The 14,622-nt window shown below is 61.3% G+C and carries 13 protein-coding genes; 6 read left to right on the top strand and 7 right to left on the bottom strand.

The annotated features are described in order from the left end of the window. Nucleotides 1-2 precede the first annotated feature (2 nt). The 6 genes from BW43_RS22395 (at nt 3) to BW43_RS22420 (ending at nt 5,920) form a co-directional block, all read left to right on the top strand. Nucleotides 3-1,196 carry an SfnB family sulfur acquisition oxidoreductase gene (locus BW43_RS22395; RefSeq protein WP_032884916.1) on the top strand — a complete coding sequence of 398 codons (1,194 nt, stop codon included), beginning with the start codon at nt 3-5 and terminating at the stop codon, nt 1,194-1,196. After that, the gene (locus BW43_RS22400) at nt 1,196-2,548 is read left to right on the top strand and encodes an LLM class flavin-dependent oxidoreductase (protein ID WP_032884915.1); all 1,353 of its coding nucleotides are present in this window, start codon (nt 1,196-1,198) and stop codon (nt 2,546-2,548) included. Before BW43_RS22395 ends, BW43_RS22400 begins: the two co-directional genes overlap by 1 nt. A 144-nt stretch (nt 2,549-2,692) precedes the next feature. Beyond that, entirely contained in the window at nt 2,693-3,508 is an 816-nt protein-coding gene (locus BW43_RS22405; protein ID WP_032884914.1) for a MetQ/NlpA family ABC transporter substrate-binding protein, read from the top strand. Further along, nucleotides 3,505-4,620, top strand: a complete 1,116-nt coding sequence (locus BW43_RS22410; RefSeq protein WP_032884913.1) for a methionine ABC transporter ATP-binding protein — start codon at nt 3,505-3,507, stop codon at nt 4,618-4,620. Before BW43_RS22405 ends, BW43_RS22410 begins: the two co-directional genes overlap by 4 nt. Continuing rightward, on the top strand, nt 4,610-5,254 hold the full coding sequence (locus BW43_RS22415) for a methionine ABC transporter permease (RefSeq protein WP_003187635.1): 645 nt from the start codon (nt 4,610-4,612) through the stop codon (nt 5,252-5,254). Before BW43_RS22410 ends, BW43_RS22415 begins: the two co-directional genes overlap by 11 nt. A 39-nt stretch (nt 5,255-5,293) precedes the next feature. After that, nucleotides 5,294-5,920, top strand: a complete 627-nt coding sequence (locus BW43_RS22420; RefSeq protein WP_032884912.1) for a bifunctional 2-polyprenyl-6-hydroxyphenol methylase/3-demethylubiquinol 3-O-methyltransferase UbiG — start codon at nt 5,294-5,296, stop codon at nt 5,918-5,920. A 110-nt stretch (nt 5,921-6,030) separates the two neighbouring features. Here BW43_RS22420 and BW43_RS22425 read toward each other — a convergent pair whose 3' ends face one another. The 7 genes from BW43_RS22425 to BW43_RS22455 all read right to left on the bottom strand — a co-directional run bounded on the left by BW43_RS22425 (nt 6,031) and on the right by BW43_RS22455 (nt 14,436). Continuing rightward, nucleotides 6,031-9,087: an efflux RND transporter permease subunit gene (locus BW43_RS22425; RefSeq protein WP_032884910.1), complete on the bottom strand. Its 3,057-nt coding sequence runs from the start codon at nt 9,085-9,087 to the stop codon at nt 6,031-6,033. Continuing rightward, the gene (locus tag BW43_RS22430; protein ID WP_032884909.1) at nt 9,084-10,154 is read right to left on the bottom strand and encodes an efflux RND transporter periplasmic adaptor subunit; all 1,071 of its coding nucleotides are present in this window, start codon (nt 10,152-10,154) and stop codon (nt 9,084-9,086) included. The genes BW43_RS22425 and BW43_RS22430 overlap by 4 nt, the downstream gene beginning before the upstream one ends. Next, nucleotides 10,151-11,233, bottom strand: a complete 1,083-nt coding sequence (locus tag BW43_RS22435; RefSeq protein WP_032884908.1) for an efflux RND transporter periplasmic adaptor subunit — start codon at nt 11,231-11,233, stop codon at nt 10,151-10,153. The genes BW43_RS22430 and BW43_RS22435 overlap by 4 nt, the downstream gene beginning before the upstream one ends. Before the next feature lie 276 nt (nt 11,234-11,509). Then, nucleotides 11,510-12,361: a transporter substrate-binding domain-containing protein gene (locus BW43_RS22440; protein WP_032884907.1), complete on the bottom strand. Its 852-nt coding sequence runs from the start codon at nt 12,359-12,361 to the stop codon at nt 11,510-11,512. After that, a complete protein-coding gene (locus tag BW43_RS22445; protein WP_032884906.1) occupies nt 12,358-13,134 on the bottom strand; it encodes an amino acid ABC transporter ATP-binding protein in 777 nt (258 codons plus the stop codon). Before BW43_RS22445 ends, BW43_RS22440 begins: the two co-directional genes overlap by 4 nt. Further along, nucleotides 13,131-13,790, bottom strand: a complete 660-nt coding sequence (locus BW43_RS22450) for an amino acid ABC transporter permease (protein ID WP_032884905.1) — start codon at nt 13,788-13,790, stop codon at nt 13,131-13,133. The genes BW43_RS22445 and BW43_RS22450 overlap by 4 nt, the downstream gene beginning before the upstream one ends. Beyond that, nucleotides 13,771-14,436: an amino acid ABC transporter permease gene (locus BW43_RS22455; RefSeq protein WP_032884903.1), complete on the bottom strand. Its 666-nt coding sequence runs from the start codon at nt 14,434-14,436 to the stop codon at nt 13,771-13,773. Before BW43_RS22455 ends, BW43_RS22450 begins: the two co-directional genes overlap by 20 nt. Nucleotides 14,437-14,622: the final 186 nt, after the last annotated feature.

Genomic DNA, 14,622 nt, shown 5'->3' with positions numbered 1-14,622 from the left:
GCATGACCCTTTCTCATCACGTCGCGGTTATCACCAGCGATGAACAAGCCCTTGTTGTCGCCAGCGACCTGGCCGAAGACTTCCGCCGCGACAGCGCCCAGCGCGACCGCGAACGCCGCCTGCCGCTGCCCGAGTTGGACGTGTTTTCCCGCTCCGGCCTGTGGGGCATCAGCGTGCCGAAGGCATACGGCGGTGCAGGCGTGTCCAACGTCACCCTGGCGAAGGTCATCGCCTTGATCGCCCAGGCCGACGCCTCCCTGGGCCAGATTCCGCAAAACCATTTCTATGCCCTGGAAGTGCTGCGCGTTAACGGCAGCCCCGCGCAGCAACAACGCCTGTACGCCGAAGTACTCGCCGGCCAGCGCTTCGGCAATGCCCTTGCAGAACTGGGCACCAAGACCGCTCACGATCGCGTCACGAGCATCACACGCGACGGCGACGGCTTTCGCATCACGGGCCGCAAGTTCTACTCAACCGGTGCGATCTACGCGCAACGCATCCCGACCTCAGTGGTGGATGAGCACGGCGTGCAGCAGTTGGCGTTTGTACCGCGCGACAGCGAAGGCCTGAGCGTGATTGACGACTGGAGCGGCTTTGGCCAGCGCACCACCGGCAGCGGCTCGGTGGTGTTCGATAACGTCTGGGTCGCTGCCCACGACGTGGTCCCTTTCCAAAGCGCCTTTGAACGCCCGACTACCGTCGGCCCGCTCGCGCAGATTCTTCATGCTGCCATCGACACCGGCATCGCCCGCGCCGCCTTTGAGGATGCGCTGCACTTTGTGCGCACCAAGACTCGCCCATGGATCGACTCCGGCAACGACAAGGCCACTGAAGACCCGTTGACCCTGAAGAGCTTCGGCCACTTGAGCATCCGTCTGCACGCCGCAGAGGCATTGCTGGAACGCTCAGGTGAATTCCTCGACCGCGCCCAGGCCGACAGCAATGCCGAGACCGTTGCGGCTGCCTCGATTGCCGTGGCCGAAGTACGCGCCTTGAGCACCGAAATCTCCCTGGCCGCCGGCAGCACCTTATTCGAACTCGCCGGCAGCCAGGCGACCCTGGCCGAGCACGGCCTCGACCGCCACTGGCGCAACGCACGGGTGCACACCCTGCACGACCCGGTGCGCTGGAAGTACCACGCGGTAGGCAATTACTACCTCAATGCTGAAAACCCGCCACTGCGGGGGACCATTTGATGGCGAAGAAAAAGATCCTGCTCAATGCCTTCAACATGAACTGCATCGGGCACATCAACCACGGCCTGTGGACCCACCCACGAGATACGTCCACCCAGTACAAGACCATCGAGTACTGGACTGAGTTGGCGCAAACCCTGGAGCGTGGGCTGTTCGACGGCTTGTTTATCGCCGATATCGTCGGCGTGTACGACGTCTATCAAAACTCCATCGACGTGCCGCTCAAGGAGTCGATCCAACTGCCGGTCAACGACCCGTTGCTGCTGGTCTCGGCCATGGCTGCAGTCACCAGGAATCTAGGCTTCGGCCTGACCGCCAACCTCACGTATGAGCCGCCGTATCTGTTCGCCCGACGCATGTCCACGCTTGATCACCTGAGCCGTGGCCGGGTGGGCTGGAACATCGTCACCGGCTACCTCGACAGCGCCGCCAAAGCCATGGGCCTTAGCGAGCAGGTCGAGCATGACCGACGCTACGACCAAGCCGATGAGTACCTGGAGGTGCTGTACAAACTTTGGGAAGGCAGTTGGGAAGACGACGCGGTGCTCAACGATCCGCAAGCGCGGGTCTACGCGCAGCCGGGCAAGGTGCACAAGGTCGAGCACCATGGCGAGTTTTATCAGGTGGAGGGTTATCACCTGTGTGAACCATCGCCGCAACGTACGCCGGTGCTGTTCCAGGCCGGCAGCTCGGACCGTGGCTTGCTGTTCGCCGGGCGCCATGCCGAGTGCGTGTTTATCAGCGGGCAGAACAAAGCGTCGACCAAGGCCCAGGTGGACAAGGTGCGCGCCAGTGCAGTCGAGGCCGGGCGGAATCCGGATGACATCAAGGTGTTCATGGGCCTCAACGTAATCGTCGGCGCCACCGAAGAACAGGCCTGGGCCAAGCATGCCGAGTACCTGAGCTATGCCAGCGCGGAGGCCGGCGTGGCGCACTTCTCGGCGTCCACCGCGATTGATTTTTCCCAGTACGAAATCGACGAACCGATCCAGTACGTGAAGAGCAACGCAATCCAGTCGGCCACCAAGAACCTGCAAAACAACGACTGGACCCGGCGCAAATTGCTGGAGCAGCACGCCCTCGGCGGACGCTATATCACCTTGGTCGGCTCGCCCGAACAAGTCGCTGACGAGCTGGAATCGTGGATCAGCGAAACCGGGTTGGATGGCTTCAACCTGACGCGGATTGTGACGCCGGAAAGCTATGTGGACTTTATCGACCTGGTGGTGCCGGTGCTGCAGAAGCGGGGGTCGTACAAAACCGAATATGAGAGCGGCACGCTACGGGAAAAAGTCTTCCACGGCAGTGCTCGCCTACCTGAACAACACACCGGCTCGACCTACCGCCACTGAACAAAAATGTGGGAGGGGGCTTGCTCCCGATAGCGGTGTATCAGTCACCGGATTGGTTTGCTGACACTCCGCTATCGGGAGCAAGCCCCCTCCCACATTGGATCTGCATTGTTTGTCCTAATACCTTATGACTGGAAATCCACTATGAAAAAGACATTCCTCAATAACCCAGTCAAAGCACTGGCCCTGGCCTTCGGGTTGTTCAGCTCGGCGGTGTTCGCCGCCGATGCACCGTTGAAAATCGGCACCACCGCGGCCTTCGCGATTCCCCTGGAAGCCGCAGTCGCTGAAGCCGGCAAGCAAGGCTTGAAAGTCGAGCTGGTGGAGTTTACCGACTGGATCGCGCCCAACGTCAGCCTGGCCGCCGGCGATATTGACGTGAACTACTTCCAGCACATCCCCTTCCTAGAAAACGCCAAGGCCGCCGCCGGTTTTGACCTGGTGCCTTACGCGCCGGGCATCATCAACAACGTCGGGCTGTATTCGAAAAAGTACAAAAGCTTCAACGAGCTGCCCGAAGGCGCCAGCGTGGCCATCGCCAACGACCCGATCAACAGCGGTCGCGGCCTGCAACTGCTGGCCAAGGCCGGGCTGATCACCCTCAAGCCGGGTGTGGGCTACAAGGCCACCGAAGAAGACATCGTCGCAAACCCAAAGAAAATCAAAATCCTGCAAGTCGAGGCCGTGCAGCTGGTACGTGCCTATGACGATGCAGACCTGGTGCAGGGCTACCCGGCGTATATCCGCCTGTCCAAGACTTTCGACGCGGAATCGGCGCTGCTGTTCGACGGCCTCGACCACCCGGAATACGTCATCCAGTTCGTGATCCAACCGAAGAGCAAAACCGACCCGCGTGTAATCAAGTTCGTCGACATTTACCAGCACTCGCCGGTGGTGCGCGCTGCGTTGGATAAATCCCTTGGCAAGCTCTACCAAGTGGGTTGGGAAGATAAAAAATGACCGCCGCCCACTCTCAACTGCGCGACCTGGGCACACCGCCCAGGGACGCCGAGCAGACTGAACTGCATCCAGACCTGAACCGCGCGCACGTGCGCTTTATCAACCTGGGCAAGACCTACGACGGCACGGTGCATGCCCTGCACGGCATCGACCTGGCGATCCAGCGCGGTGAGGTCTTCGGCATCATTGGCCGCAGCGGTGCTGGTAAATCCTCGCTGATCCGCACCATCAACCGGCTGGAGCAACCGAGCAGCGGGCGCGTGCTGATCGATCAGGTGGACATCGGCGACTTCGACGAAGACCATCTGGTAGCGCTGCGTCGGCGCATCGGCATGATCTTCCAGCACTTCAACCTGATGTCGGCCAAGACCGTGTGGCAGAACGTCGAATTGCCGCTGAAAGTCGCCGGCGTGCCCAAGCTCCAGCGTGAGCAAAAGGTGCGTGAGCTGCTGGAGTTAGTGGGTTTGCAGGACAAGCACAAGGCCTACCCGGCGCAGCTTTCCGGTGGGCAGAAACAGCGCGTGGGCATCGCCCGTTCGCTGGTGCACGACCCGCAGATCCTGCTGTGCGACGAAGCCACCTCGGCGCTGGACCCGGAGACCACCCAATCGATCCTCGGCCTGTTGCGCGAGATCAACCGGCGCCTGGGCCTGACCATCGTCTTGATCACCCATGAGATGGCGGTGATCCGCGACATCTGCGACCGCGTGGTGGTGCTGGAACACGGGCGCATCGTCGAGCAAGGCCCGGTGTGGCAAGTGTTTGGCAACCCGCAGCACGAGGTCAGCAAGACCCTGCTGGCGCCGCTGCAACATGGGCTGCCGGAAGAACTGCAAAGCCGGTTGCAGCACTCGCCGTCATCAGCGGACGCTGCAGTGGTGTTGCGCTTGCAGCTCACCGGCAGTGCCAGCGATGAACCGGACCTGGCCGCGCTGTTCAGCGCTCTCGGCGGGCGCGTGCGCTTGCTGCAAGGCGGTGTGGAACGCATCCAGGGCCATGCCTTGGGGCAATTGCTGCTGGCGGTGAATGGCTCACCCCACAGCGCCGAAGAACTGCGCAACCGCGCCGCGAATTGGGCACAACAGGCGGAGGTGCTGGGCTATGTGGTTTGATCGTTTAGTACAGGGCGCCATCGACACCTTGTTGATGGTCGGCGTGTCGTCGCTGATTGCATTGCTGGTGGGGATTCCACTGGCGGTGTTTCTGGTGACCAGCGACAAGGGCGGCATCTACCAGGCGCCGGCGCTGAACCGGGTGCTGGGGGCCTTCGTCAATCTGTTCCGCTCGATTCCTTTTTTGATTTTGATGGTGGCCTTGATCCCGTTCACCCGGCTGATCGTTGGCACCACCTACGGTGTGTGGGCGGCGGTTGTACCGCTGACCATCGCCGCGACACCGTTCTTCGCGCGGATCGCCGAAGTGAGTTTGCGCGAGGTCGACCACGGGCTGATCGAAGCCGCACAAGCCATGGGCTGCCGTCGTTGGCACATCATCTGGCATGTGCTGTTGCCCGAAGCGCTGCCGGGAATTGTCGGCGGATTTACGATTACGCTGGTGACCATGATCAACTCGTCGGCCATGGCCGGCGCGATTGGTGCCGGCGGCTTGGGCGACATTGCGTACCGCTACGGCTATCAGCGTTTTGACACACAGATCATGCTGACCGTGATTGTGCTGCTGGTGGTGCTGGTGGCGGTGATTCAACTGAGCGGCGATCGCCTGGCGCGGGTGCTGAACAAGAGGTGAGGTATAGTCGGGCCCTCTCAGCGCCCGGTATTCACCGTCATGACCCTCAAGCCCGACGATCTCAACCAGATCACGTCCACCACCCTCGACCACTACAACACAGTGGCCGAGGACTTCCGTGAAGGCACTCGCGATCACGATGTAAGCCAGAATATCGACGCACTGCTGCGGCATCTCCAAGGTGCTGCGCCGTTCACCGTGCTGGATTTCGGTTGCGGGCCGGGACGGGATTTGCAGACGTTTACGCGAATGGGCCATATCGCCGTCGGCCTCGACGGCTCGGAGCGCTTTGCGCAGATGGCGCGCGAAGACAGCGGCTGCGAGGTGTTGCAGCAGGATTTCCTCAAGCTGGACTTACCCGCTGAACGCTTCGATGGGATCTTTGCCAATGCGGTGCTGTTTCATATCCCCAAGCAGGAACTGCCACGTGTGCTCAAGCAACTGCATGGGGCACTGAAGCCTGGGGGTGTGCTGTTCAGCTCCAACCCGCGGGGTGATAACCAGGAAGGCTGGAATGGGCCGCGCTATGGGGCTTATCACGACCTGGAGGCGTGGCAAACACTGCTCACCACCGCCGGGTTTGTGGAGCTGGAGCATTACTACCGGCCGGCGGGGTTGCCGCGTGAGCAGCAGCCTTGGCTGGCCAGTGTCTGGCGCAGACCTTAGAGGCAACGCACTTCAAATGTGGGAGGGGGCTTGCCCCCGATAGCAGTGGATCAGTTGGAGCATCTTTGACTGACCCACCGCCATCGGGGGCAAGCCGCCCTCCCACATTTTTAACCGTGATCTTCCTGTTGGGGTTCGCGGATCTTGTACCAGGCCACATACAGCGCCGGCAGGAACAACAGCGTCAGCAAGGTGGCGATGATGATGCCGCCAATCATCGCGTAAGCCATCGGCCCCCAGAACACTTCCCGGGCGATGGGGATCATGCCCAGACTCGCCGCTGCCGCCGTGAGCAGGATCGGACGACGCCGATGCTCGGTGGCTTCAACCACCGCGTCCCACGGCGTGTAGCCGGCCACTTCATATTCGTGGATCTGCGTCACCAAGATCACCGAGTTGCGGATGATGATGCCGATCAGCGCCAGGATACCGAGGATCGCCACAAAGCCCATGGGCGTGCCCGTGGGGATCAACGCCAGCACCACGCCGATCAGCCCCAACGGCGCGACACTGGCCACCAGGAACATCTTCTGCACGCTGTGCAGTTGGATCATCAGGAACGTCGCCATCAGGAACAGCATCAACGGCACCACGCTGGCAATCGGGCCTTGGGCCTTGCCGCTTTCTTCCACGGTACCGCCCGTGGCGACCTTATAGCCCACCGGCAGGCCGTCGCTGAATTTGTCGATCTCCGGCTTGAGCTGCTTGACCAAGTCGGTCGGCTGCATCTCGTCACGCACCGAGGCCTTGATGGTGATGGTCGGCTTGCGGTCGCGACGCCACACCAGCGGCTGCTCCAGTTCATAGCGCACAGTGGCGAACGCCAGCAGCGGGATCGAGGTGCCGTTGGGCGTGACAATCTGCAGGTTCTGCAAGGTTTCCGGGGTACCGCGCTCGGCGTCCTCGGCGCGGCCGACCACGTTGATCAGGTAGATATCGTCGTGCACCTGAGTCACCGAGGCGCCGCTGACCACGCTGTTCATCAACTGCGCCACGTCTTCGGATGACAGCCCGAGCTGGCGCGCCTTGTCCTGGGCAATGTCGATGCGCAGCACTTTGCCCGGCTCGTTCCAGTCGTAGATGATCTCGCCCAGGTGGGTGTTTTTATCCAGCAGGGTCGCCAGTTCGATGGCGTGCTTGCGCACCTGGTCGGTGTCTTTGCCGGACACGCGATACTGGATCGGGCGGCCCACTGGCGGGCCCATTTCCAACGGCTGCACAAAGCTGCCGATACCGACGAAGTCATCACGCAGGCGTTTTTGCAGGCGCGCGATCAGCTCACCGCGTTCTTCCAGGCCTTTGCTGACGATCACCAACTGCGCGTAATACGGGTTTTCCAATTGCTGATCGAGGGGCAGGTAGAAACGGATCGCGCCCTGGCCGATATAGGTGCTCCAGCGCGTAATGTCCGGGTCGTCCTTGATGATCGCTTCGAGGCGATCAACAGCCTTGCGCGTCTCGTTGATCGAGGCGTTTTGCGGCAGGTTGAGGTCAACGAGGATTTCCGGTCGGTCCGACGACGGGAAGAACTGGTTCTGCACGAACTGCATGGAGAACACCGACGCCACGAACAGGCCCACGGTGATGCCGATGGCCCACCAACGGTTGCGCATGGCCCACAGCATGCCGCCATTGAACGCACGGCCGATGCGCCCCGGCTCAGCGCTGTGGGGTTTCACCTTGGCACTGAGGATGTGCACGCCAATCACCGGCGCAAACAGCACCGCCACCACCCACGACACTAGCATCGCCACGGCAATCACCGCGAACAGGGTGAAGGTGTACTCCCCCGCCGAACTGGCGTTGAGGCCAATCGGCACGAAACCGGCGACGGTCACCAAGGTACCGGTAAGCATCGGGAATGCCGTGGAGGTGTAGGCGTAGGTCGCGGCCTGCTCCTTGGTTTCGCCTTTTTCCAGGCGCGTGATCATCATCTCCACGGTGATCATCGCGTCGTCCACCAACAGGCCGAGGGCGATGATCAACGCACCGAGCGACACGCGCTGCATGGTGATGCCGCTGTATTCCATGAACACGAACACCAGCGCCAGCACCAATGGAATCGAGCACGCCACCACCAGCCCGGCGCGCATGCCGAGGCTGATAAAGCTCACCACCAACACGATGATCACCGCTTCGAACAGCGCGCTGGTAAAGCCGCCGACGGCCTCTTCCACCACCTCGGCCTGGTCGGAGACCTTATGCACACCGACGCCCACCGGCAGGTCGGCGGTCAGTTCGTCCATGCGCGTGTGCAGCGCCTTGCCGAACGACTGGATGTTGCCGCCCTTCTGCATGGCGATGGCCAAACCAATCGCCGGCTTGCCGTTGAAGCGGAACATCGGCCGCGCCGGGTCGACGTAGCCACGGGTAATCTCGGCGATGTCCGCCAGGCGATAGAAGCGGTCATTGAGGCGCAAATTGACATCGGCCAGGTCTTTCTCCGAAGCAAACTGCCCGGATGTGCGCACTGAAATCCGCTCAGGGCCGGCCTCGATCACCCCGGCCGGGGTCACCGCGTTCTGCGATTGCAGGCTCTGCACCACCTGGCGCTGGTCAACGCCCAACGCAGCCAGTTTGCGCGTGGAGAAATTCAGGTAAATCACTTCGTCCTGCTGGCCGATCATCTCGACCTTGCCCAACCCCGGCACCGAACGAATCTCGGCGCGCACCTGCTCCACGTAGTCGCGCAACTGGCGCATCGACAGGCCGTCGCCGGTAAAGGCGTAGACCGAGCCGAACACATCACCGAATTCGTCGTTGAATGACGGCCCCTGCAAGCCCTGGGGGAAGCTACCGCGAATGTCGTCGATCTTCTTGCGGACCTGGTACCAGATCTCCGGGATGGCCTTGGCGCTGGTGGTGTCCTTGAGGAACACGAACACCGTGGATTCACCCGGTCGCGTGTAGCTTTTCACGTAGTCGAGGGAGTCGAGCTCTTCGAGTTTTTTCTCGATGCGGTCGGTGACCTGCTTGAGGGTTTCTTCCTGGGTCGCGCCCGGCCAGCGGGTCTGGATCACCATGGTCTTGATGGTGAACGAGGGGTCTTCCTCGCGGCCCAGGTTCATGTACGAGAACACGCCCATCAGCAGCGCGACGAACATCAGGTACCAGACGAAGGACTGATGCTTGAGGGCCCAGTCGGATAAGTTGAAGCTCCCTTTCATCGCGGGCTGTCCTCGTCGATTTTGACTTTTTGCCCAGGCTTCAGGCTGTTTACGCCGGCGGTGACGATACGTTCGCCGGGTTTGACCCCACCGTTGAGCAAGGCGCTATCAGCATCACGGCTAAGCACTGTGATGTCGCGCGGTTGCACGGTCTGGCTTTGGGTGTCGAGGATCCAGATGCGGGTCTTGCCGTCGACATCCTGCAAGGCGCTCAGGGGCAACTCGATGCGTGGAGCGATGGCCGAACTCAAGGTCACGCTGATCGCCGTGCCAAGGCGGAACGCGGGCGGTGTTTCGGCCAGGGTCAGGCGCGCGCGACGGGTGCGCGTGGCGCTTTGGGCCTGGGGTTCGATCTCGCGCACAGTGGCAGTGGTGTTGACGCTGGGGTCGAGTTGCCCGGCGACGAGGAACACCACGTCCGGCGGCAGCCGCTCGGCGAGACCGGCGGGCAGGTCGATCACCGCCTCCTTGATGTCCGGGCGCGCCAGGGTCACCACTTGCTGACCGGCGCTGACCACTTGGCCAGCCTCAGCGTTCCAGGCGGTGATAATACCGGCGTGGTCGGTGCGCAGCTCGGCGTAGTTGAGCTGGTCCTTGGCTTGGTTGACTGACGCTTGGGCCTGGTGGAGAGAGGCCTGAGTGGTTTTCAGATCGGTCTGGGCGATATCCAACTGCGCCTGGGCGCCGACGCCACGGTTGAACAATTCCTGCTGGCGGCGAGCGTTGGCCTGGGCGTTGATGAATTGCGCCTGGACGCGAGCGAGGTCGCCTTGGGCGGCGCGCAACTGGTTTTGCTGGTCGGTGGGGTCAAGGACAGCGAGCAAGGCCCCCTTCTGCACTTCAGCCCCCACATCCACGGCGCGGCGGGCGATACGCCCCGACACACGGAACCCCAGGTTGCTTTCGTAGCGCGCCTGGATGGTGCCGGCGAAACGGCCGAGGGTTTCCTGGTCTTCGGCCTTCACTTCCATGGACAGAACTGGGCGCACCGGCTCGGGCGCGGGTTCTTCCTTGGAGCAGGCCATCAGCAACAGGCTGGTGGTGAGTATGAGCGTCAGGCGCTTCATGGCTTGGCTCCCTGCTGGGCAATCTCGACCAACATGCCGGGATGCAGCAATTGCCCACCGGCCACGACGACTTTTTCGCCGCCTTTAAGGCCATCACTGATGATGACCTTACCGGTGAGGTACCGCGCCACCGTGACTTTATGCAACTGCGCCTTGCCGTCGCCGTCGACCAGCCACACGGCGGGTTCGCTCAAGTCTTTGGTCAATGCCGACCACGGCAGCTCGACGCTGGGTTTGGCCGGGCCATTGGCGGTGGCGCTGACCACCGAACCGAGCTGCATGCCTTTAGGCAGAGATTGCAGCGCAATCTTCACCTGCACCGTGCCGGTGTTGGCCGCCACGGCGGGCGTGACTTCACGGACTTTGCCCTGGGCCTTGATGCTGGGGTTATCCAACAGGCTGACGGTGATCGGCGCGTCAGGTGGCGGCTCCACCAACAGGGATTCATAGACGTTGAACACCGCGTCGCGCTCGCCATCGGTGGCCAGGCTGAAGATCGGCACGGTGGCTTGCACCACCTGGCCGACTTCAGCTTGGCGTGCGGTGATCACTCCCGGCGCATCCGCAATCAGCGCGGTATAGCCGAGTTGTTCACGGGCGTTGGCCAACTGGGCCTGCGCGGCGGCCAGGGCACTTTGGCTGCTGCGCAGCGCGGCCTGGGCAGAATCGTATTCGCTGCGGCTGGTGTAGCCCTTGGGCAGGAGTTTTTCCTGGCGCACAAAGGCAGCGGCAGTCTGTTTGACCCGCGCCTGTTCCGCCACGACCTGGGCCTGAGCGGAATCGACGTTGGTTTGCAAATCCTTGGGATCGAGCTTGGCCAGCACTTGTCGGGCGGTCACGCGGTCGCCCACATCCACCATGCGCTGGATGATTTTTCCGCCGACGCGGAAGGACAAGTCGGTTTGCACGCGCGCCTGGATATCCCCGGTCAGCGTGACTGCCGCGGCGAAATCCGCGGGCTGCACGGTTTGCACAAATACTCGGGAATGCTGCTTGGGTTCAGCCTTTTCCTGGCCGCAAGCGCTCAGCAACACCACTAAACCCAAACCGACGATACAGATGGAAATACGACCGCCCATGCAGACTCCTTGTGCGCGATGCGATGTGCCAGTGTGTATGCGACTGTGAGCTTAGATCAGGGTTCCTTATCTGCATGGGGAAGGCGTATTGAGGGGGGTTCACCGGCCTCATCGGGGCATAGGTATCTACACAACGTTGGCTCAACGCTGAACGTCCGGCAGATAGGGCTGTAGTGGCGAGCGGGCTTGTCCCGCTCGCCACAGGGAGATTTGTCAGGGTTTGAAAGTTGTGTAGATACCCATGTTCCCAATAGCGGCATAACAGTCAGCGCAGAACTAGCCCTGCCACTTCCCGCCTTCAACAATCACACTTTCAGGCTTGGTGTCATCGCTCAGTTCTTTACGCACATATTGGTCATACAGCTTGAGCAGGAATTTCTCCTCACCCAACTTCGCCAACTCGGCATTCACCCAGTCACGCAGTTCGACGTTGCCCTTCTTCACGGCAGGCGCAATGGGCGCTTCGTCGCCGAGTTTCTCTTCCAGCACGCGGTAGCCTGGGTTCTGCTTGGCCCAGCTGAACAGCACCAGGTTGTCCTGGGCATAGGCATCGCCACGGCCAGCCGACAACGCTTGCAGCGACTCGGAGTTTTTCTCGAACTTGAGCAGTTTCCAGTCCGGGTGGTTCTTGGTCAGCCAGATGTCTGCAGTGGTGCCGGTGGTGACGATAGTGGTGCGGGTGGCCAGGTCGTCCAGGCTTTTGACCGAGCTGTCGTTCGGCACCAGGGCCTGTACCGCGACTTTCAGGTTGGGGTTGGTGAAATCCACGGCGTCCTTGCGTTCCGGGGTCACGGTCATGTTGGCGAGGATCAGGTCGACCTTATCGCTTTGCAGGAACGGAATGCGGCTCGCCGGCTCGACGGCGACGAATTCGACTTTGCTTTCATCGCCCAACAGGTCTTTGGCGAATCGACGGCCAATGTCGGTATCGAAGCCGACGTAGCGGCCAGCTTCATCCACGAAACCAAACGGTGGCTTGTCAGTGAAGACACCAACGATCAGCTTGTCGCGCACCTTGATCTTGTCGAGGTAGCTCACGGCGGCAGCAGGTTTAGCGGGCTCTTCGGCCTTCTTATCGCAGCCGGCCAGTAAGGCGACGGCCAACAGTGGCAGCAGTAACTTTTTCATAGCAACTCCAGTTCCTTGGTTTTCTTGGGCAGTGTTGACACAAAGGAGAACTTCTCCAGGAACTGCTGCGCGCGTGCGGTTTGCGGGTTCGTAAAGAATTCTTCGGGGGTGTTGTGTTCGAGGATGCGACCGGCCTCCATAAACACGACGCGGTCGGCGACGGCGCGGGCGAAGGCCATTTCATGGGTGACGATGAGCAGGGTCATGCCATCGCGGGCCAGGCCTTGGATCACTTCCAGCACTTCCTTGACCATCTCCGGGTCGAGGGCGGCGGTGACTTCGTCGAACAGCATGACTTGAGGGTTCATGCACAGCGAACGGACGATGGCGATGCGTTGCTGCTGGCCGCCGGAAAGCTGGCGCGGGAAGGCATCGCGTTTGTCAGCCAGGCCCACGCGCGCCAGCAGTTTCTCGGCCTGCTCGCGGGCCTCGCGGGGGTCGCGTTTTTGCACTTTGAGCGGGCCGAGCAGGATGTTGTCGAGCACACTCATGTGCGGGAACAGGTGGTAGCTCTGGAACACCATGCCGATGTCCTGGCGTACCTGGCGCCAGTCGGTATTTTTTTCCAGCAACTCCTTGCCGGCAAACCGCAGGCTGCCGCTGTGGGCCACTTCCAACCCGTTAAGGCAACGCAACAAGGTGCTTTTGCCGCAGCCGCTGGGGCCGAGGATCACCACCACTTCACCGCTTTGCACACTCAGGTCGATGCCCTTGAGCACCTGCTGGTCGCCGAAGAATTTGTTGAAACCCTGGAACTCGATCAATGCGCTCATGCTTGGGCCCAGCGCCGTTCCAGCACCTTGGAGGCGGCCGACAACGGGTAGCAGATAAAGAAGAAAAACAGGAACAGCACGCCGTAGATCAGAACCGACTCATAGGTGCGCTCGATGATTTGCTGGCCCACCTTGATCACATCCACCACGCCGATCAGCACCGCCAGGGAGCTGGTCTTGATGATGCGCGTGTAGACGTTGATGGTCGGTGGCGTCATGCGTTTGAGGGCCTGGGGCAGCAACACGTAGCCGTATAACTGCGGGTCGGACAAGCCAATCGACAGGCCGGCTTCGCGCTGGCCACGGGGCAGCGAATGCAACGCGCCGCGTACCACCTCGCCCACTTCGCTGGCGCCCCACAACGACAGCACCAGCACCGCGCACCAGAAGCTCGGGATGCTCAGGCCAAAGAAGATCGGCAGGCCAAAGAACAGCAGGTACAACCACACCAGCACTGGAATCGCCCGGAACAGCTCCAGGTATACCCGCAGCACCGCGTTGATCAGCGTGTTGTTCAAGGTGCGCAGCACGCCATACAACACGCCGCCGACCGTACTGAAGGCGATGCTCAAAAACGAAATCGACAGGGTTTGCGCAGCGCCCTTACCCAATTGCGGCAACGACACCCACAACAACTCAAGACCCGAACTGGCCATGCTGGAGCCTCCTTTCCAGGCGGCTGAGCAGCAGCGAGAGCGGCAAGAACAACAGCACGCAAATCAGCGTCAGCACGGCGAGCATTTCGTAGGTCTTGTAGTAGAGGGCGATGTAGCTCTTGGTGGTGTAGAGAATCTCCGGCACCGCCACGGCAGAGACCACGGTGGTCTCCTTGAGCAAGAAGATGAAGTTGGCGAACAACGCCGGCAGGCTGAGGATGCCCGCTTGAGGCAGGATCACGTGGCGCAGCAGTTGCCAGTGAGACAGGCCAATGGACTTGCCCGACTCGATCTGCGCCAGCGGCACCGCTTCCACACCCGCGCGCAGCACTTCGGTGAGGTAGGCGCCGCCGAGGAAGGTCATGGTGATGATCGCCGCCCAGAACCCGGAGATATTGAACCCCAGGGCCGGCAAGGCGAAGTACACGAAGAACAGCTGGATCAGCAGCGGCGTGTTACGCGCCAGCTCCACGTACAGCGCCACCAGGCGCGACAGGTAGGGCGTGCGAAACACCAGCAGCGCGGCGTTGATCAGCGCCACCAGCAGCGAGGTGGCAATGGCGATCAAGCCTACTTGCAGTGTCACCCCAACGGCTTTTAGAAACGCCGGCAGGGTGCTGAGGATAAATGCGAAATCGAAGGTCATCTTGAGTCCATATCGCCGCATGGGTAATGCCGCGAGCGCAGTCCGTTCCGGCGTGGGTAACGCCGGGTAGCGCGAACTCTAAAGGTATAAAAAGCAAAATTTAAATACCTAAATAGCATATTGATATCACCCAAAAAGATAACCACCGGATTCGCGGGTTGGACAGGTGGCAGCTATGGTTGGGGG

The sequence above is a fragment of the Pseudomonas sp. RIT357 genome, from assembly GCF_000632245.1.
In the GTDB taxonomy this organism is placed as follows: Bacteria; Pseudomonadota; Gammaproteobacteria; order Pseudomonadales; family Pseudomonadaceae; genus Aquipseudomonas; species Aquipseudomonas sivasensis.
The sequence above is the reverse complement of the archived record's forward strand: the minus strand, read 5'-3'. Positions and strand labels throughout refer to the sequence as shown.